The organism is Bacillus sp. FSL K6-1012 (assembly GCF_037964915.1).
Classification (GTDB): Bacteria; Bacillota; Bacilli; order Bacillales; family Bacillaceae; genus Bacillus; species Bacillus halotolerans.
Genome location: NZ_CP150175.1, coordinates 1,181,294 through 1,201,041 on the forward strand (window position 1 = coordinate 1,181,294; position 19,748 = coordinate 1,201,041).

Annotated in this window: 19 protein-coding genes and 1 pseudogene; 9 read left to right on the forward strand and 11 right to left on the reverse strand. The window is 46.3% G+C overall.

Features of this window, described 5'->3' with window-relative positions:
* Window positions 1-16: 16 nt before the first annotated feature.
* The 3 genes from sbcD to NSS75_RS06055 are packed head-to-tail and all read left to right on the forward strand — an operon-like array spanning window position 17 to window position 4,900.
* A complete protein-coding gene (gene sbcD, locus NSS75_RS06045; protein WP_024120840.1) occupies window positions 17-1,195 on the forward strand; it encodes an exonuclease subunit SbcD in 1,179 nt (392 codons plus the stop codon).
* Entirely contained in the window at window positions 1,192-4,584 is a 3,393-nt protein-coding gene (gene sbcC / locus NSS75_RS06050; RefSeq protein ID WP_339236516.1) for an exonuclease subunit SbcC, read from the forward strand. The genes sbcD and sbcC overlap by 4 nt, the downstream gene beginning before the upstream one ends.
* A gap of 13 nt (window positions 4,585-4,597) precedes the next feature.
* The gene (locus NSS75_RS06055) at window positions 4,598-4,900 is read left to right on the forward strand and encodes a hypothetical protein (protein WP_101860849.1); all 303 of its coding nucleotides are present in this window, start codon (window positions 4,598-4,600) and stop codon (window positions 4,898-4,900) included.
* Window positions 4,901-4,933: 33 nt separating this feature from the next.
* Here NSS75_RS06055 and NSS75_RS06060 read toward each other — a convergent pair whose 3' ends face one another.
* The 8 genes from NSS75_RS06060 to NSS75_RS06095 form a co-directional block, all read right to left on the reverse strand.
* The gene (locus tag NSS75_RS06060; protein ID WP_095713669.1) at window positions 4,934-5,152 is read right to left on the reverse strand and encodes a spore germination protein; all 219 of its coding nucleotides are present in this window, start codon (window positions 5,150-5,152) and stop codon (window positions 4,934-4,936) included.
* A 31-nt stretch (window positions 5,153-5,183) separates the two neighbouring features.
* Window positions 5,184-5,585, reverse strand: coding sequence for a spore germination protein GerPE (locus tag NSS75_RS06065; protein WP_095713668.1), 402 nt, complete (start codon window positions 5,583-5,585; stop codon window positions 5,184-5,186).
* Window positions 5,578-5,760, reverse strand: coding sequence for a spore germination protein GerPD (gene gerPD, locus NSS75_RS06070; protein ID WP_024120844.1), 183 nt, complete (start codon window positions 5,758-5,760; stop codon window positions 5,578-5,580). Before gerPD ends, NSS75_RS06065 begins: the two co-directional genes overlap by 8 nt.
* Window positions 5,757-6,374, reverse strand: a complete 618-nt coding sequence (locus tag NSS75_RS06075) for a spore germination protein GerPC (protein ID WP_101860848.1) — start codon at window positions 6,372-6,374, stop codon at window positions 5,757-5,759. Before NSS75_RS06075 ends, gerPD begins: the two co-directional genes overlap by 4 nt.
* Window positions 6,375-6,398: 24 nt before the next feature.
* Window positions 6,399-6,632, reverse strand: coding sequence for a spore germination protein GerPB (locus tag NSS75_RS06080; protein WP_024120846.1), 234 nt, complete (start codon window positions 6,630-6,632; stop codon window positions 6,399-6,401).
* A gap of 14 nt (window positions 6,633-6,646) precedes the next feature.
* Window positions 6,647-6,868, reverse strand: coding sequence for a spore germination protein (locus tag NSS75_RS06085; protein WP_010333672.1), 222 nt, complete (start codon window positions 6,866-6,868; stop codon window positions 6,647-6,649).
* A gap of 490 nt (window positions 6,869-7,358) precedes the next feature.
* On the reverse strand, window positions 7,359-7,523 hold the full coding sequence (locus tag NSS75_RS06090) for an aspartyl-phosphate phosphatase Spo0E family protein (RefSeq protein WP_024120848.1): 165 nt from the start codon (window positions 7,521-7,523) through the stop codon (window positions 7,359-7,361).
* A gap of 152 nt (window positions 7,524-7,675) precedes the next feature.
* Entirely contained in the window at window positions 7,676-8,632 is a 957-nt protein-coding gene (locus tag NSS75_RS06095; protein WP_024120849.1) for a CotH kinase family protein, read from the reverse strand.
* Window positions 8,633-8,788: 156 nt separating this feature from the next.
* Between NSS75_RS06095 and NSS75_RS06100 the strand changes: the two genes are divergently transcribed.
* From NSS75_RS06100 to NSS75_RS06110, 3 genes are all read left to right on the forward strand, one after another.
* A complete protein-coding gene (locus tag NSS75_RS06100) occupies window positions 8,789-9,694 on the forward strand; it encodes a fumarylacetoacetate hydrolase family protein (protein WP_024120850.1) in 906 nt (301 codons plus the stop codon).
* A 114-nt stretch (window positions 9,695-9,808) separates the two neighbouring features.
* Window positions 9,809-10,165, forward strand: a complete 357-nt coding sequence (locus NSS75_RS06105; RefSeq protein ID WP_044156468.1) for a YisL family protein — start codon at window positions 9,809-9,811, stop codon at window positions 10,163-10,165.
* 168 nt (window positions 10,166-10,333) lie between these two features.
* Window positions 10,334-13,018: a peptidase S8 gene (locus NSS75_RS06110; RefSeq protein WP_339236527.1), complete on the forward strand. Its 2,685-nt coding sequence runs from the start codon at window positions 10,334-10,336 to the stop codon at window positions 13,016-13,018.
* A 29-nt stretch (window positions 13,019-13,047) separates the two neighbouring features.
* Here the strand turns inward: NSS75_RS06110 and NSS75_RS06115 are convergent, their stop codons facing one another.
* Window positions 13,048-13,605: a DUF2777 domain-containing protein gene (locus tag NSS75_RS06115; protein WP_339236530.1), complete on the reverse strand. Its 558-nt coding sequence runs from the start codon at window positions 13,603-13,605 to the stop codon at window positions 13,048-13,050.
* A 174-nt stretch (window positions 13,606-13,779) separates the two neighbouring features.
* Here NSS75_RS06115 and asnB point away from each other — a divergent pair, with 174 nt between their 5' ends.
* Complete coding sequence (gene asnB, locus NSS75_RS06120) at window positions 13,780-15,624, forward strand: asparagine synthase (glutamine-hydrolyzing) (RefSeq protein WP_339236533.1); 1,845 nt, start codon at window positions 13,780-13,782, stop codon at window positions 15,622-15,624.
* 143 nt (window positions 15,625-15,767) lie between these two features.
* Here the strand turns inward: asnB and NSS75_RS06125 are convergent, their stop codons facing one another.
* Window positions 15,768-16,247: a DinB family protein gene (locus tag NSS75_RS06125; RefSeq protein ID WP_339236536.1), complete on the reverse strand. Its 480-nt coding sequence runs from the start codon at window positions 16,245-16,247 to the stop codon at window positions 15,768-15,770.
* A 286-nt stretch (window positions 16,248-16,533) separates the two neighbouring features.
* Between NSS75_RS06125 and NSS75_RS06130 the strand changes: the two are divergent.
* Window positions 16,534-17,363 (forward strand): annotated as a pseudogene (locus NSS75_RS06130) (phytoene/squalene synthase family protein).
* A 28-nt stretch (window positions 17,364-17,391) separates the two neighbouring features.
* Here the strand turns inward: NSS75_RS06130 and NSS75_RS06135 are convergent.
* Window positions 17,392-18,759, reverse strand: a complete 1,368-nt coding sequence (locus tag NSS75_RS06135) for an MATE family efflux transporter (RefSeq protein WP_024120857.1) — start codon at window positions 18,757-18,759, stop codon at window positions 17,392-17,394.
* A 123-nt stretch (window positions 18,760-18,882) separates the two neighbouring features.
* Between NSS75_RS06135 and NSS75_RS06140 the strand changes: the two genes are divergently transcribed.
* Window positions 18,883-19,746 (forward strand): AraC family transcriptional regulator, encoded by an 864-nt coding sequence (locus NSS75_RS06140; protein ID WP_024120858.1) that lies wholly within the window; start codon window positions 18,883-18,885, stop codon window positions 19,744-19,746.
* The last annotated feature ends 2 nt before the right edge of the window (window positions 19,747-19,748 follow it).

Consider the following 19,748-nt stretch of genomic DNA (forward strand, 5'->3'; position numbering starts at 1 on the left):
AGAGAGGTGAACGCATTTGCGGATTTTACATACGGCTGACTGGCATCTAGGAAAAACCCTTGAAGGAAGAAGCAGGCTGAGTGAACAGGCGGATGTATTGGACGAACTGAATACAATCGTAAAGGAAGAGCAGATCGATGCTATTGTGATGGCGGGAGACGCGTTTGATACCGTGAACCCGCCGGCTTTAGCCGAGCAGTTATTTTATGAAAGCCTGTCCGCTCTCAGTGACAGAGGAAAGCGCCCGATCGTTGTCATTGCCGGAAACCATGATAATCCTGACAGATTGTCCGCTGCTTCACCGCTGACACATGAGAACGGCATTTATTTAATCGGCTATCCGACAACTGAACCGCTTCATATAGAAGTGCCTTCAGCAGGTGAGCTTTTGGCTGTCGGAGCGCTGGCATATCCGTCTGAGGCACGGTTAAATGAAGTTCTTTCCGATACATTTGATGAGAAACTTCTCCGTGATCACTATGATGTGAAAATCAGGCAGGCGTTTGAACAGATTACAAGCCGCTACCGAAAAGACGCCGTAAAGATTGCCGCCAGCCATATTTATGTTGCGGGCGGCAACCAAACGGACTCGGAGCGGCCGATTGAAGTCGGCGGCGCTTATACGGTGGCCGCTGAAAGCCTGCCGGCGGAGGCCGCTTACGTGGCGCTCGGCCATTTGCATCGGCCGCAAACGATTAAACGGGCGCGAACGCTTGCGCGGTATTCTGGATCTCCGCTGGCCTACAGCTTTTCTGAGGCAGGCTACGCCAAATCGGTGACCATTGTAGACGCAAAGCCTGGCGAAGAGGCCTCATGGCATGAGGTTTTATTATCAAGCGGCAAGTCTCTCGTAAAATGGAAAGCGGCAAATGGTTTAAGCGAGGTATACAGCTGGCTCGAAGAAGGCAGGGATCAGAATGCCTGGATTGATCTTGAAATCCGTGTGACGGACCAGCTGTCACTTGAAGACATTCACAGACTGCGAAAAGCACATCCGGGCTTTATCCATATCAGGCCGGTCTTTGAAGAACAAAACATTGAGCGCGAACGGATCGAGGTTAGGCATGTGTCCATCGAAGACCGTTTTAAGAAATTTTATGAAAAACAGACAGGCGGCGCAGTGCCGGATGATGAAATGGTGAAGCTGTTTTTAGAGCTTGCATCAGGCGCAGAAGATGAGGAGGAAGCAAGATGAAGCCGATCGCCTTAACGATAAAAGGGCTCCACAGCTTTAGGGAGGAGCAGACGATAGATTTTGACAGCCTTTCCGGTGCGGGTGTCTTCGGTATTTTCGGGCCGACAGGAAGCGGTAAATCCTCGATCCTTGATGCGATGACCCTTGCTTTATACGGAAAGGTAGAGCGGGCGGCGAACAATACGCACGGGATCTTAAACCATGCGGAAGATTCGCTGACTGTTTCCTTTACCTTTGCGCTTCAGACCAATCATCAAACCTCTTACAAAGTCGAGCGTGTGTTTAAGAGAACGGATGAAATGAAGGTGAAAACAGCACTTTGCCGTTTCATCGAGATCAAGGATGAGCAAACTGTGCTTGCTGATAAGGCCAATGAAGTGAACAAAAGAGTCGAGGAGCTCTTGGGGCTGACCATCGACGACTTTACGAGAGCGGTTGTGCTGCCGCAAGGGAAGTTTGCTGAATTTCTTTCCTTAAAAGGGGCGGAACGCAGGCATATGCTTCAGCGTTTATTCAATTTGGAACAGTATGGAGACCGCCTTGTGAAAAAGCTGAGACGGCAGGCGCAGGAAGCCAATGCGAGAAAAAACGAAATGCTTGCAGAGCAATCGGGTCTCGGCGAGGCGAGTTCAGAAGCGGTTGAACAAGCTGAACAAGCGGTTGAACAAGCGGAAGCCAAACTGGAATCAGTGAGAAAAAATCGTGATCAAATAAAAGAACGGTTTGCGGAGCATCAAGAGATCTGGAATGTCCAAAAGGAAAAAATCGTTTATGAAGCAGAGAAAAATCGGCTTGAAGAGGAAAAGCCGCATGTCGGCAGCATGCAAAAACGCCTGGCGGAAGCGGAAACAGCAGCCGCTTTAAAGCCGTATGCGGACCGATACTTGGAAGCGGTACAGCATGAGGAGAAGGCCGCGAGGGAAGAAGTGCTTGCCCAAAAGGATTTAACAGAACGCACCGCTTTCTTTCAGCAAAAGAATGAAGAATATGAAGCGTGGCGCCGCCATAAAAGCGAGAAAGAGCCAGAGCTTTTAGCTGAGCAGGAACAGCTCTTCCGCTTGCAGGAGATCGAAATCAAATTGAGAGAGGCCCAGCAGGAGGCAGAGCGCAAACAGGCTGAACTTCAGCAGAAGGCCGAAAATCTTCAATCTGTCATGAAGGAATTAGAAACCGTAACTGACCGTCTTACAAGGGGACAAAACAGACAGACGGAATTAAAACAGCAGCTCAAAACCTTGCAGGTAACCACTGATGAGCGGAAAAGCTGCCAGCAGGCCGCTGAAATGGCTTTGCGGATCAGACAGACTGAGGAGCAGCTGGCAAAAGAGAAAAAACGCATTGACGCATTGAACCTTGTATTACAGAAGATGAATGAGGAAAAGAACACACTCGTTCAAAAGGCTGAAGCGGAAGAAAATAAAATCATACAGGCATATGAGGCTGTGCAAGCTGTGTATCATATGGTCTGCGAGACGGAACGATCACTCACGCGAACTGCTGATCAGGCAAAACAGCGACAAAACACACTTCACACTCAGCGTGAGAAAGCAAGAATGGCGGCACTAACTAAAGAGTTATCGGAAAAACTGATTGCCGGAAAACCTTGCCCGGTCTGCGGTTCAACCGATCATGACCCGTCTGCCTCAGCACATGGGACATATGAGCCGGATCATAATGTTGAAGCAGAAATCAAACAGACAGAAGATTTGCTGTCAGAAACGGCGGCGCTCAGTCAGGAGATTCTTTCTGCCAAAATCACACTTGAAGAGCAGTCCGCCCGCTTTCTCGAGCAGTGTCCGTTTTTGAAATCGATTCAAGCGCCGACTCTTGAGGCAGCTGCTTCCTGTGAGAATCAGCCGGTGCAGGAAGCTTTTCATGCCGCAAAAATTGAATGGAAGCAAATCAAACAGGACATCCTGTCAGTCAAAACACGAATGACCCAAATGATTGGCGCATATCAGGAATCATTAAAAAAAGTCGAGCAGCTTAATGAAAGAATGAGTTTTGAAAAAAGAGAGGCTGACCGTATTGGCAGCATGATCGCAGAGCTTCAGTCCTCGATGGACAGCCAGCAGAAGATGTTTCATGAAGCATTTGAAGGCCAATCCCTGGATGAAGCGGAAAAATGGCAGCAAGCCATTGAAGAAAAGGATCGGGCCGCGGAAGAGTGCGAGAAACGAATTGAACGCAGTATCGCTTTTCTTTCTGAGCATGAGTCACAAAAGGAGCGGCTGCGGGAATCGAGCCATCAGCTTGAAAGGGAAAAACTGGAGCTTCACTATGCCGCAGAACGTACGAATGGCGTCGTAGCTGATTATAAGCAGGAACTCGGAGACTATGTAAAAGAGGATTCCATCCAAACGAAGCTCCGCTCAGTTCAGCAGGATCTGAAATGTTTAAAGGAAAAAGAACAATCTCTATATGAAGAGCTGCAAAGCGCCCAAATGATGCTCAATCAGGCAAAAAGCCGCGCTTCAGCAAGCGAGCATACGCTTAAGGAAGCGGAAGAAAGGTTGAAAAAAGCGGAAGCGGATTGGCTTGAACATGCGAAAAGCACCCGCTTTGTCCGGGCTGACGAGGTGGAGCGCAGTCTCATCCCAGCCGATGAGCTTGAAAAGATCAAAGGCAGCATTGACCAGTTTCTGGATAAATGTAAGCAAAATGCCGCAAACTTAAAACGTGTGTCTGATAAGCTCGCCGGCAGATCCTTATCCGAAAGTGAATGGAACGAAACCGTCACGTCCTTAAAAGAAGCCGAGGAGGCATTTGGGACTGCTATGGAAGAAAAAGGAGCGGCGGCCAAAGCACTGGCTGTGATCCGCGACCATCACAAACGTTTCAATGAAATTGAAGCTGAGCTGAAAAAATGGCAGACCCATATCGACAGGCTGGACAAGCTTCAAGCAGTGTTTAAAGGCAATACGTTCGTTGAATTTTTAGCTGAGGAACAGCTTGAAAGTGTTGCACGGGATGCGTCAGCACGGCTCGGCGTGCTGACAAGACAGCGTTATGCCATTGAAGTGGATTCAGAAGGCGGATTTGTGATGCGTGATGATGCCAATGGAGGCGTTAAGCGCCCGGTATCAAGCTTGTCAGGAGGGGAGACCTTCCTTACCTCGCTTTCTCTTGCTCTCGCGCTGTCTGCGCAGATTCAGCTTCGCGGTGAATACCCGCTGCAGTTCTTTTTCTTGGATGAAGGGTTTGGAACGCTTGACCAAGATCTGCTTGATACGGTTGTCACCGCTTTGGAAAAACTGCAGTCAGACAATCTGTCTGTCGGCGTGATCAGCCATGTGCAGGAACTGCGGGCGCGGCTTCCGAAAAAGCTGATCGTACATCCGGCTGAACCTAGCGGACGCGGCACAAGGGTAACACTTGAGATGATGTAAGGGGGACGCGGATGTGGCAAAACAGACTGTCGGGATATGTGAGCTATGCGGCCGGAGCGATGTCCAGCTGACAGAGCACCACCTCACACCGAAGGAAGAAGGCGGAACGTTCCTGCCGACTGCGATGCTTTGCATCCCTTGCCATAAACAGATCCACGCCTTGTATACAAATCAGGAGCTGGCAGTTCGACTGTCCGGAATAGAAGCGCTCAGAAACGATCCGCAGCTTGCCCGGTTTGTTAAATGGATCAGAAAACAGCCGCCTGAAAAGCTGATTAAAATAAAGAAGTCCAATGAACGGAAAAAGAAAAAATAAAAAGCAGCCCTCTCTTTGCAGAGCGGCTGCTTTTTATCCGTTTCCAACCATATCCTGATCGCTGACATCGGGGTCTATATAATTTGTCGCGTTGACTACGTTGTTTAAAAGAAGGAAATCTCCCGTGTTTCCTGCTCCCGAACCGAGCGCAGATTTTGAAGAGCTTTTCGGAGAAAGGTAAAAGGAATCACCAAAGTTCACGACTCCGCCCGATATGGAATTGATAGCTATAGGCCCGACAATTGCTGGCATAGACGACACCCTTTATAGAAGTCTCTGTTTATTATATGCCCGTGCCGGACGATTGTGAGTTTGGAGGCAGAATCTGACGGATATGTTTAATCCGCGCGTCGCCGCGTACGACCGAAGCTGAGCCTGCGTGAAAGACGGAAGAGGATGAGACCCCTTGAATTTTGATGTTGCGGACATGGATGACAGGCACTTCATGGCAAAAAGCGGTTTGCACGCCCGTTTCCGGAAGAAGCTTCACAGCGTGCTGATCAAAAATAGGGTACTCCTTTCTGTTAAATGACCCCTCATTTTCATAAAACGTTGAAAGCGAGCGCTGAACAGCGAGCACTTTTATTTTCATATCAATTTCGTTTGTATCGCCTGCTTGAAATACGCTTGATATTCCGAGCGAGTTAAATTTAATCTGTCTGATGCGTGATATACGCTTAAGCATGATTCGACGGCAGCGGAGCAAACGGACCGATAATAAGAGATTCAGGCGGCGTATCAAAAATAGACGATAAATAGATGGATTCTGCGTCTCCAATTTGGAAAACAGAGGAACTGGATACACCGTTCATTCGGATATCTCCGACTTCCAGGCTGCGGTTGACGACGGTAAAGATCATGCTTGCTCATCTCCTTTCATTTCGGAGGGGATATGTTCGAGAAAATGTTCCACAGCACGGATCACGTCACGCTTCACATGCTCAGCGATATGTTCCGCATATTGTTTGGGCGGCGTGTTTTCTTCTTTTTTGATATGGGACATATAATAGTGAATCCGGCTGTCTATTTGTTTTCTGATGTCCTCAATTACATGATGCCGATTTGTGTCGTCAAGCCTGCTGTCATATTGGTTTTCTAGCTGCTCCAAAACAGCCGGGATTTCCTCGGTTAAGTACATGTCGACGTTCTGCCGGATTTGCTGCATGAGCTGGGCGCTCTCTTCCTGCTGCATCATTCCGATTTCCGGTGTAGTCTGGCTCACTTCAAAGTTTTGAACGCTGTTCGGGTCTGTCGGATTTAAACCGATATTCAGCGTGCCGTCGAGCCGTTCGATTTTCAGCTGATCAAATTTATATTCCACACGCTCAATGGTTGTGGCCGGCCGCTGTTTCATCGTATTCATTTCAGTTTGCATCTCTTTCAGCTGGCGTTCGAGCTGCTGAATATGCAGCGCCTGCTGCTGAACGAAGGAATTCAAATTTTGCAAGTAAGAGGAAATGGATTGATCATACATGTTCTTTCACCTCTCATCTTATTATTAACGGCCAGGGGGCTGGAGCGGCACCAATGATCCTGTATCGGGCCCTTCCGATTCAACCTGTTCCCCCGAAGCGGAAACCTCAGGTGCGGGTTCCACATAGCTGCCCGTATTATACAAGTTTGAAAGAGACTTAATAGATCCGGCGCTCCCGATTTGCAGTATGGAGGAGTTGCTGATTGATTCCAGCCGGAGATAGTTAATTTGGATGGTTTGATTGATATAAAAATTCATGAAGCACCGCTCCTTTACGCATTGCCTGCGATCGGCTGATCAACCACATCATTGTCGTACACATTCGTTGCGTTTTTATAATTCATCACCTTCAGACTGTCACCGGTATTAAAGCTGCCTGCCCCGGCAAACGTTCTGACCTCGGCTTGAGGAGAAATGGTAATGCAGTCTCCGATATGAACGACTCCGCTCGTACCGACCGCATTAATTTTAAACGCTCCGACAATTGCCGGCATACGAGCACATCCTTTGTTGTAAAATTGAAAAAAGGCAGGTGAAGTAAGGACAAGATTTGTTTGTGCTGGGCTATTCACGATAGCTTATGACAAACGCACATTTGTGTGAGAGAAAATTAAATGGGGACATGCCGGAGAGATTTAAAAAAATCCGTTTGTTTTTTCCAGATGAAGGTTTAAACATTTCAGAAGCTGGGTATTGTCTATAGCCAAGCGGAAATGCGGCGATGCTGCCGCTGTCCGCCTGCGTGATTGTATATTGTTTTGCGTTGGTGTATGTGCAAAAGAGGTACAGGAAATGTCTTTCGGAGTAATTCGTGCTGCTGGAGTGTTATCTGCCGTGATGTTTCATGCTGATCCAGAAAGGGTCTGCTGTATTGTTCAACATGTTGTTTTCGGGCGGCAAATTCTCGACCTGAAGCATGTCTCAGGATGTTGATGAGCAATAGCGGCGGGTGAGGCGGGAAGCCTTTAAATACATATCATATGATCACACACGGGCGTTTTGCCCCCAAGAGGTGATTTCTTCTTTAATTCGAATATTGAGCAGACTGTCCAGCTCTTGGCTGCATTGAATCGTTTCTTTCGAATTCATACCGTATTTTTGTGCTGTTTCAATTAGCATAACTCTCATTTCTTCAATTTTTGTATTCATGAAACAATCTCCAATTCTAGATTTTATTTTGATGCATACTGGATATAGATAGTATAACCTATTTTGGCTGAAAAGGTTGCCTTTCGTCAATTTGACTAAAAAAGCGACAATTTTTGCTGCGGTCTTTTTGACTTGCTCTGGTGGAGAAAGGACTATAGTCTCGCCAGGTGTACTTGTAAAAAGTCCTGCCGCTCTTCGATTTCGCGCAGGATATTTGCTTGCTCCTTCTCTAATTGTAAGGGGCTTTTTTTCATATGCGGATCATCGCTTGCTCTTTGACAAATGTCAAAATGCCAGTCCCTGATAAACGGAGACAGGCGGTCAATCGTAAACTCCCGGCTCAGCACGTTTTTCATTAGCGCGTGATATTGTGCCCGGAAAGCTGGGATGGAGAGAAGTCTTGACGCAAGTGTACGGCCGTTTGTCAATAGAGGGTCTTCTTCTGTAAATCCGTATGCGGCAAGCGCTTTTGTTTCCATTGGAGCGATGTGAAAGCGGCCGGCCTCGTTCAAACAAAAGCCGTAATAAAAGGCTTGGCGGGTGCAGGCGCTGCCGATCAGCCACAGGAAAAACAGCTTTACATCAAGATACATTTTAATTCGTTCGGCAAATTCGTCATCCTCCGCTTTACAGATCAGCGTGAGAAATTCACGTAAGTATGCGGTGCGCTGTCTGTTTTCAATGGAAGCTTCGTGTTTGAAAACAGACAGCGGAACCCTCGGATCGGTATCCTTCACTTCATAAATGGCTCCTTTCGGAAGCCGGCGATTCTCATCGAGCCCATCAATTTTTAAATAAATGCCTTCCCTTTGGCCATTGATGATCAGAAAGATGTAAGAAGCATCCTGGGAAGCGACGCCGATTTGATGAAAAAAACAATAAGCAAGCCTGCGCCGCATCAGTGAAGGATCATCTTGTTCCGCATTCAGATAAAACTTTTTTTCACCGAGCGGAGACTGATCACAGTTTATTTCATAGGACGCCTTTTGCAGGCTGTCACGCTGTGTGAGAAGAATGGGAGAAACGATTCTGTCTGTCATCATCAGTCCTTTGGCAGTCCCCGTTCTGTTAAGCTGCTGCCGACGAAAAAATAAATGTATGCTTTCCATATTCTTTCCTCCTCCTCAGAAGCCATTTGTATGATATGTACAGCGAGCCAGTCCCGAAACGGGAATGAAAACACGCATTTGATAAAAAGGAATTTCAGCATTCGACAGAGAATAACTGAAGTAGAACTCTGATTTAAAAGATGATGGAGGAATAACATGAAATTTGCGACAGGGGAACTTTACAACCGAATGTTTGTCGGCCTGATCATTGAAGATGATAAAATTATGGACTTGCAAAGGGCTGAAAAAAAACTGTTTGAACTTGAGACGATTCCGAGTTCGCTGATTGAGTGTATCGCAGAAGGGGATAAATTTGTTGCGCATGCAAGGCAGCTGGCCGAGTGGGCGAAGAAACCAAATGATGAGCTTGGGTCATTTATTTACTCATTATCTGACGTGAAGCTCCATGCGCCTATTCCTAAGCCGTCAAAAAATATCATGTGCATCGGCAAAAACTATAGGGATCATGCAATTGAAATGGGCAGCGAGGCTGACATTCCGGAGCATCCGATGGTATTTACAAAATCGCCTGTAACAGTCACTGGCCACGGTGATGCGGTAAACAGCCATGAGGAGGTCACCTCTCAGCTCGATTACGAAGGAGAGCTTGCTGTCGTCATCGGAAAAAGCGGCACCCGCATTTCAAAAGAAGAAGCTTATGACCATATTTTCGGATATACGATTGTGAATGATATCACGGCGCGGGATCTGCAAAAAAGACATAAGCAGTTTTTTATCGGAAAAAGCCTGGATACGACATGTCCGATGGGACCTGTGCTTGTACATAAATCGTTAATTCCCGATCCGGAGCGCCTTAAGGTTGAAACGAGGGTCAACGGCGAGCTGCGCCAATCCGGCTCGGCAAGCGATATGATTTTCTCTGTCGCGGAATTAATCGAAACCCTTTCAATGGGGATGACGCTTGAAGCGGGGGACATCATTGCGACCGGCACGCCGTCTGGTGTAGGAAAAGGCTTTACACCGCCGAAATTTCTGCGGCGAGGCGATCAAATCGACATCACGATTGAACCCATCGGAACGCTGTCAAATCAAATCGGCTGATCATAAGGAGGGCGGCACAGGAACCGCCCGCTTTTTCTGTGAATCATCTTTGTAGCAAGGGACAAGTTCGTGGTACTATAAGTGGGGTAATGTTATCTGATAGGGGGAACATGTATGACACACATGCATATTACATCATGGGTGGTAGCGCTGATCCTGCTTTTCGTCAGCTACTCGCTGTATTCATCAGGAAGTGCGAAGGGCGCCAAAATCACTCATATGATTCTGCGGTTATTCTATATCATTATTATTTTGACAGGTGCTGAGCTGTTTGTCCGTTTCGCCAACTGGAACGGGGAATACGCTGGAAAAATGCTGCTTGGCATTATCACCATCGGCCTGATGGAAATGCTATTGATCCGCAAGAAAAAAGAAAAATCAACTGGCGGACTGTGGATCGGCTTTATCATTGTCCTTGTGCTGACAGTGCTGCTCGGTCTTCATCTGCCGATTGGATTCCGATTATTTTAATAGAAAAAGCTTGAACCCGGTTCTAAAGAGAATCGGGTTTTTTTATATGGTTCCTCCCTGATATTCCAAATCATTTAAAATAACCTTAAAATTCCCTGTAAGCGGTATCTCGGCCTATGAAATTATGATACTCTTCAAAAAGATTCATTATTTTACAGGAGGGATAACATGAAACGAAGAAAATTCAGCTCTTTTTTGGCGGCAGTGCTCATTTTCGCACTGATCTTCAGCCTTTTTTCTCCAGGCACCAAAGCAGCTGCTGCCGGAACCATTGATGTAGCTGGTGTGCTGGAAAAAGGAAAAGAACAAACGGGAACCATGAAGGAACCGGAGCAGGCGAAATGGTATCAAGTGAATCCGGGAAAGGCAGATATTCAGAAAGACTCTCATATGGCACTGACTGTTAAGAGTGATGCTGTTCTGAATGTATCTGTCTACCCAAGCAAGGAAAAAGCGCTTAAAGATGAGACGTTTGACATGTACCGTTCCTACACAGCAGAGGATGGAAAGAGTGAAATTGTTTTTCCTTATGCATGGAGCGGCCCTTACTATGTAAAGGTTGAGAACCTTGGGGAAGAGGAAACGGAAGACGGAGGAAGCGCAGAAGCAGCTGCCGAAGCCAAATATACGATTGGATATACAGGCACCAAAAAGCAGCCCTCAGATCTGGAAGAGGCAGAAGCCTGCCCGGTGGAAATGAGTGTCGATCAGAAAAAATCGGGAAAAGGCATTCTGGCAAAGCTGAGAGCGATTCGTGATGAGCAGCTCAGCCAAACAGCAGAGGGCAAAGAACTGACAAGCCTTTACTACAAAGCGGCTCCATTTATTGCTGCAAAACTCGCACTCAATAAAACAGAGAGAAATGAAGTCTATCAAGATCTTGTGACGTTAAAACCGATGTTTGACGATGTGTCAGAAAATGGCGCAGCGTCTGCATATAAGGTAACCGAAAAGGATCAAAAAGCAATCAATCGGTTATATGAAACAGCTTTACAATCCGTTCCGTCTTTCCTGAAAGGGGATATAAAGAAACAGGCGGAGCGATTAAACATCACAAAGCTTGAGGGCAAGACGGCAGGAGCGGTTTTATCTGAAAACAGCCTGGCGGCAAAAAGCGAAGTTCAGACAACAAAGGTGATTTTTAAGGTAAAAGACAATAAAAGCCTCTCATCAGTACATAACGAAATGAAGGGCTTTTCTGCCAGCGCGCAATCGAAACAAGACATTTCCAATGTGAAAAAGGCAAAGAAACTGTTTGACAACCTCTATTCTTTTGAACTGCCGAAGGATCAAAAGCAAAGCGGGACATACACGGCAAGCGCAAAACGTGTGAAAAGCGCTGCCGCGACATTATCCAAAATGTCTAACGTAGAATTTGCTGAACCGGTTCAGGAATACAAAAGCATGTCTAACGACGTTCAGTACTCTTACCAGTGGCCGCTTAGAAACAATGGTGAAAACGGCGGCATCAAAAATGCAGATGTCAAATATGAGCCTGCCAGCACATTGCTGTCCAAGCGCAAGCTGAACGATACATTGATTGCGGTTGTGGACACAGGTGTAGACAGTACGCTTGCTGATTTAAAAGGGAAAGTAAGAACCGATCTGGGACACAATTTTGTGGGACGGAATAACAATGCAATGGATGATCAAGGGCATGGAACGCATGTCGCCGGCATTATCGCCGCCCAAAGTGATAACGGCTATTCCATGACTGGCCTGAACGCCAAAGCGAAAATTATACCGGTTAAGGTGCTTGATTCAACAGGCTCCGGAGATACTGAACAAATTGCCCTCGGCATCAAATACGCAGCTGACAAAGGAGCAAAGGTCATTAACTTAAGCTTAGGCGGAGGCTACAGCCGCGTGCTTGAATTTGCTTTGAAATACGCGGCTGACAAAAACGTCCTGATTGCGGCAGCCAGCGGAAATGACGGAGCCAATTCCTTATCTTACCCAGCTTCCTCTAAATATGTCATGTCAGTCGGAGCGACGAACCGCATGGATATGACAGCAGACTTTTCTAACTACGGGAAAGGTCTCGACATCAGTGCGCCGGGTTCTGATATCCCGAGCTTGGTGCCGAACGGAAATGTGACGTACATGAGCGGAACGTCCATGGCGACGCCTTATGCGGCAGCTGCGGCAGGGCTGCTGTTTGCGCAAAATCCGAAACTTAAAAGAACAGAAGCAGAGGATATCCTGAAAAAGACAGCGGACGATATTTCCTTTGAAAGCGCCGACGGTGAAGAAGAGGAAATGTATGACGATAATGGCGATCCAATCGAAATTCCCCGCATTCCAGGAGTTGACTGGCATTCCGGATACGGCCGGCTGAATGTGATGCAGGCTGTCAGCGCTGTTGATTTACAGGTGAAGGTCAATAAGCTGGAAAGCACGCAAACAGCCGTCAGAGGAAAAGCGAAAGAAGGCACGCTGATCGAGGTGATGAGCGGCAAGAAAAAACTCGGCAGTGCCAAAGCGGGAAAAGACGGTGCATTTAAAGTCAGCATCCCGACTCAGAAACAAGATAAAGTCCTGCATGTGAAAGCCTCAAAAGGCGATGCAAAAACATCCATACAAGTGGTTGTCGTGAAAGGAAAACCATCCGGCACACCGAAAGTAAAGGCTGTCAAAACGAAAGACACAGCAGTAAAAGGCACGGCCAACAGCAAAGCGGTGATCAAAGTGAAAAACAAATCGAAAAAAGTGATCGCTTCTGGTAAAGCTGACGCAAAAGGTGCCTTTACGGTAAAAATCAAAAAACAAAAAGCCGGTACGGTGCTGTACGTCACGGCAGCTGATACGGATAAAAAAGAAAGCAAGGCTGTAAAGGTTGTTGTAGAAAAATAAAGAAAAAGCGGTGCTGAAGCACCGCTTTTTTATTTGCGTCCCCGCTGGACCGCTGAATACATAATGGAACGTTTTCCATCGGAAGCCGTCCATTCGAACCGGTCGCCAGCCGCTCCTCTGCTGTAATGGTGCTGCAGCGCGCATTGGGCGGTATCATTTGAAAAGTGATAAAAGGAAACACCATGTTCCTCTGAGATATTTGAAAAGACCTCTTTATTATAAGAAAACACGCAATCGAATACCGATAAACCAAAGCTGTGCAAATGCTGCAAAAAAGCGAGAAAGGTTTCATCATCCAGCGAATCCAGAAGCGTCATAAGCGGACGTTTTACCGATTTTTCATAGCGTATGCATTCTCCGCCGGAAAGGGAGATGTCTTCTCCGCAACATGTCAGAACCATTTTGTCCTGGAAATCGGCCTGCTCCCACTTCCCTTCGCGCTGAATCCAGATCGGTCTGTTTTGAAGACTTTCCGCCAGCAGCACTTCACCTTCCTGGTTTTCGATTAAGCATATGCCTTCTTCGACCAGAATGGTGCCGTATTCCCATTTCTGTTCATCTCTATATAGAAATTGTTTTCGTTTCATAAATGAAGTGCTCTCCTTTTTTCTTCGTTCCTCTCTTTTCTTTCCAATACAAGCCTGTCCCATACAACTCTTTTGTGGACAAATCAACTATCTGTCTATAGATGCATAAACTTACTAAGGTGCTGAAAGAAACGAATTTGATACCGAAAGAAACGGGATTGGAGCTGATATCACATGTGTGGAATTACGGGTTGGGTCGACTTTAAAAAGCAGCTCGTCCAAGAAAAACAAACGATGAACAGAATGACAGACACTCTTTCCAAACGGGGGCCTGATGATTCTAACGTTTGGGGAGAGCACCATGTTTTATTCGGACATAAAAGGCTTGCGGTTGTTGATATTGAAGGCGGACGCCAGCCGATGGCATGCACCTATAAAGGGGATACGTACACAATTATTTACAATGGTGAGCTGTATAACACGGAAGATCTGCGCAAAGAGCTGCGGGCGCGGGGCCATCAGTTCGAGCGGACATCTGATACCGAGGTGTTGCTGCACAGCTACATTGAATGGCAGGAGAATTGTGTGGATCGCTTGAACGGCATTTTCGCCTTTGCCGTGTGGGATGAAAAGCGTGATCTGCTGTTTGCGGCGAGAGACCGTCTTGGCGTGAAGCCGTTTTTTTATACGGAGCAAGGCTCTTCTTTTCTCTTCGGATCAGAACTCAAAGCCATCCTCGCACACCCCGAGGTGAAGGCGCGGGTGGACAGAACGGGTCTCTCGGAAATTTTCGGGCTCGGACCGTCCAGAACCCCGGGGACAGGCGTGTTTAAAGGCATTAATGAAGTCCGTCCAGCCCATGCGCTGACGTTTTCTAAAGACGGACTGAACATATGGCGTTATTGGAATGTCAAAAGCGAGAAACATACGGACAGCTTTGAAGACAGTGTGGCCAATGTGAGATCGTTGTTTCAGGATGCGGTGACGCGGCAGCTAGTGTCGGATGTTCCGGTTTGTACGTTCCTATCCGGCGGACTTGATTCGAGTGCGATTACCGCCATTGCCGCAGGCCATTTTGAAAAGGAAGGAAAAGCCCCGCTTCATACTTATTCGATTGATTACGAAGAAAACGACAAATTTTTTCAAGCGAGCGCCTTTCAGCCGAATGACGACGGGCCGTGGATTGAAAAAATGACAGAGGCTTTCGGCACGACGCACCATAAATGCGTCATCAGCCAAAAAGATCTCGTCGATCATTTGGAGGAAGCCGTTCTGGTCAAAGACCTGCCGGGAATGGCTGATGTCGACTCATCCCTATTGTGGTTTTGCCGTGAAATCAAAAAGGACTTTGTCGTCAGCCTGTCAGGAGAATGCGCGGATGAGATTTTCGGCGGATATCCGTGGTTCCATACAGCAGACGTTGAGTCCGGTTTTCCATGGATGAGATCAACTGAAGAGCGGGTGAAGCTGCTCTCCGGTTCGTGGCAAAAAAAATTGAATTTGAAAGAATACGTACATGCGAAATACGAAGAAACCTTGGCCGAAACGCCGTTATTAGACGGTGAAACAGGTGAGGATAAAGCAAGAAGACAGCTGTTCTATTTAAATATGCTTTGGTTTATGACCAATCTTTTGGACCGGAAGGACCGCATGAGCATGGGGGCGAGCCTTGAGGTGCGGGTGCCGTTTGCAGATCATCGGCTCGTTGAATATGTCTGGAATATCCCATGGGAAATGAAAATGCATGACAACCGGGAAAAAGGCATTTTGCGAAAAGCGCTTGAAGGCATTTTGCCTGATGAAATCTTATATCGTAAAAAAAGTCCGTATCCGAAAACGCACCATCCTGAATATACAAAAGGCGTCAGCGAGTGGCTGAAAGCGATCAGGAGCCAAAAGGACTCCGTGCTCCATACCTTGCTGGACAGAAACCAATTGGATCAGCTTTTAGACACGGAAGGCTCCTCCTTTCAGGTCCCATGGTACGGACAGCTGATGAAAGGACCGCAGCTGATCGCCCATCTTGCCCAAATTCATACATGGTTTGAGGCGTATCGGATTGATATTGACGAGAGGTAGGTTCTATGCAAATGTTTTTAAAAGCCGGAGATGTATAGATTAAAATAAGAAAGGATAGATGGGCAGAGAAATATATGCTCTATCTATCCTTTTTTTACAACAGCAATATCGAAGTGTTGTTGCGCCAAAGTCCCCACGTTCCTTCAATATGAATGAATAGGTTTTAATGTTCTGTCGATAAAACTAGCTGATACTGGGCTTAACTTTAATTCCCTAGCCCATACAGAAAGTTGACCAATATGGTGGATTTCGTGAGCGATTATATGGTGTAATATTTCATCTCGCGTATATAGAACATCTTTCTCCCAAGGAACGCTTACAAGTTCATCTTTTATTTGCTCTGAATGTGTTTCTAAAACATCAATAATTTCAGATCGGAATGTATTTGAGAGGGATTTCACTTTATCGAGTGTTTGATAATCAGCGAACTGAACAACGATATCTTCTTTTCCTTGGATAGCACGAACCCAACTATATTCCACGTCAATAATATGAAAAAGGGTATATAAAATATTCTCTACCCCGCCAAGATGGTTTTTAAGTAACTCTTCAGTGCTTAGTTGATGACACCAAGTAAACCATTGATCTCTAACCTGCCAGTTATATTCAAAAAATTTTATCACTGAACTCACTCCATTACTATAATGTATTAAATAACAATTAGCCCTTTTTTCCGTGATTCCTCTTTTATTGAAGCAGTGATTGAGAAGTGTTTAATCTCTATCTGTTGTATGGCATTAAAAATAAAAAAGCATATCTCGTTGATGGTCCTGTTCAGACTAGGTATTCGAGGTTTATATGATTGAAGCAGCATGTTGCGCATTTTTCATTCTTGTTACTTTTACAAAGTAAGAATCGGCTTTTTCTTCATATACAATTAGGAGAAAACATAATAGACTTGAAGAAGCAGTGATACATAGGAGTGAAAAGAAATGAAAGAGATAAAAGAAGCTTATCAGCAGTGCGGACAGATTGTCAGCGAATACGCGCCAGCCTGTTACCAGGCATTCTCATTTCTCCCGCTGAAGCAAAGACAAGCTGCTTGGTCGGTTTTGGCGTTTTGCCATACGGCAGCCAGTGCAGACGAGAAGGCGATACCTGTATTTGAAGCTGAGGCTGAACATGTTTTTCAAAGGGCAAGTAACGGGAAACACGATTTGTGGAAAGCGTTCGACCATGCGTATCAGACATTTACATTAGACAGCGAGCCTTTTCGGGAGTTCCTTGCCGCAAAGAAAGATGAATCGAAGACGCATGAAACCCTTGATGAACTGCTCATGGACGCATATCAGACGGGCGGAAACGCGGGATTGATGCTGCTGCCGATGCTGACGCGCCGAAATCAAGATCAGCTCAAACAAGCAGCGGTCTCTCTCGGCTTGGCCATACAGCTGATTCGAATTTTAAACAATCTCGGAACGGACCAGCATCAAAAAAACCGCATTCCCCGCCAGGTGATGCAGCAATTCGGCTATACGGAAGACGATCTCCAAAAAGGCACCGTCAATAAAGCGTTCACGATGACGTGGGAGTACATCGCTTTTGAAGCGGAGGCCTACCTTGAAGAGTGCCTGGATGCCCTGCCGATTTTCCCTCAGTATTCTCAAAAAGCGGTAAAAGCTGCAGCTCAGCTGTACCGAGCCATTCTGGAAAAAATCCGAGCAGAGCAGTACAACGTATTTGGACACAAGCATGCCTTAACAGACAGCGAAGCAAAAATGATTCTGTCCGAGCTGTAAAAAAACACCCGGCTTGTTCTGCCGGGTGTTACGCCATACCTTTTTGAATCCAGATCCGTGAGCGCCATCTTCTGTACATTAAGATTCCCCGGACCCATTCATCCGCGATAAAAGAAATCCATACGCCGGCAAGCCCGAAACCGAGATGAATGCCGAATAGATAAGCAAGCGGAAGGCCGATGCCCCACATGGAAATCATCGCCATGTAGACCGGGAATTTCGCATCCCCCGCGGCGCGCAGAGAGTTAATAATAATCACATTAAACGAGCGGCCCGGTTCAAGGATGATGGTCATCGCAATCAAAAGGCTTGCGGTAGCGATAATATCAGGGCTTTGTGTGAAGATGCCGATAAGATCTTTTGAAAAGATTGTCATCAAAACAGATGTGGCCGCAGCAATTCCGAGCGCCCAATACAAGCTTTTCATGCAGCGCTCATAAGCAGCGTCAAACTGTTTGCCGCCGATATAGCGGCCGATTAAAATTTGTGTGCCTTGGCTGATCGCAGTCCCGAAGAGCAGAATAAACATCGTAATATTTTGCGTATACACTTTGGTTGTTAAAGCCTGCGCCCCCATGATGGCAATAAAATAAGTGACAATCATTTGCGAAAGGTTATAAGAAAGCTGTTCGCCTGCTGAAGGAATGCCGATTTTCAGCAGCTTGCGCAAATGGTCTTTATGCATATGAAATACTTTTTTCAACGACATCTTCAGCTGAATGCGTTTGTTTACAATGACAATCATCGCGATTAATCCGATAACACGCGCGATAGATGTGGACATGGCAACACCGGCTACGCCGAGAACTGGAAAGCCGAACAGACCGAAAATGACAACAAAGTTTCCGGCAATGTTTAAAATGTTCATGCCGATTGTGACAAACATTGTATCCTTTGTGTAGCCATAGCTTTTTAAGATCGCGCTGAATGTCATGATTAAAGCCTGAATAAAGGACAGACCTCCGACAACTTGTAAAAAGACTTTAGCGTCAGGCATCAGCTCATTTGATAATCCCATCATATGAAGCAGAGGAATTGCCGCAAAAAAGATGAGAGCGCTGATCGCAAGGCTGATGAAGAAGTTGGCTGCGATTGACACATAAGCGACTTCCATAGCTTCTTTCTTTTTCCGGGATCCTAAAAATTGTGAGATGACAACAGTTGTTCCTGTTGCGATAAAACTGAACATCACGATAATTAAATTCAAAATCTGGTTGCTGACGCCGACTGCCGCCACACTGTTATCTGAGTATTGGCTGAGCATCAGTGTATCAGCATTACCCATAAACATATATAATGAGACCTCAATAAAGATCGGCCAAGTAAGCGAAAATAATGAGAACGATTTGTCAGCGGGTTTTTTCAAAGCAGTTGATTTGAAGACAGCTTGTTTCATAGTGTCTAACCCCTTTCGTAAATAAAATCAACGTTTTAAAGTGTACCTCCATTTCCTTATAATAAAAAGGGAGAGAAACGATACTTCTTGCAAAAATCCGACTTAAAAAGGAGGGTGATCAAATTGCCTCGCATCCTGTTTACAGTCCCCCCTTTTCCGGTATTTATCGCAGCCGGAGAAGGGGTTTTTAAAAAAGGAGAAACCCATGTCAAACGCATTTTTTCTGTATTTGATCTGATATACGTCAAGCAGGGGACGTTATATATCACTGAAAATGAAAAATCGTTCTCTGTTGAAGGGGGCGAATATATCTTGCTTTCTCCCGGTCTTGAACACTATGGGACAAAGGGCAGTGATGAAGCGACCTCCTATTATTGGCTTCACTTTGATGAACATCAATATGAATTTACCGCAAAAGGGGGCAGCAATTGGGCAGAGCTTCAGCAGGAAAAGGGGAGCTTCGAGGAGCCGGCCCGCTACGGGCTCGCATTGCCGAGAAAAGGCAAGGTGCAACGCCCGCAATTTATGGCGCAGCAGTTTGAAAGGCTCATTGATTACTCCGCAGAAAACTCCGATTTGCCGCTCAGAAAACAAATCTTGTTTGAAGAGCTGATGCTGCACCTTCAAAAGGAGGCGTTTCAAATTCCATCTGCAAAAGAGCGGGTGGCATGGGAGGCGGCCCGATACTTACAGGAGCATTATAAGGAGAAAACGACAATCAAGGATCTGTCGCTCGCCCTGCACTATAATCAGGATTATGTGACCCGCTGCATGCAGCAAGTGCTTGGTGTCACGCCGGGGCAATACACAAATCGGGTGAGAATGACTGAAGCAAAGCGTCTTTTATCCTCGACAAATGATAAAATGGGCGTCATCGCGGAAACGATTGGAATGGAGGACCCGACATACTTTTCAAAGCTCTTTAAGCAAATTGAAGGCATTTCACCAATTGAATACCGGAAAATTGTCAGCCGGAAAGTTCAATGAGC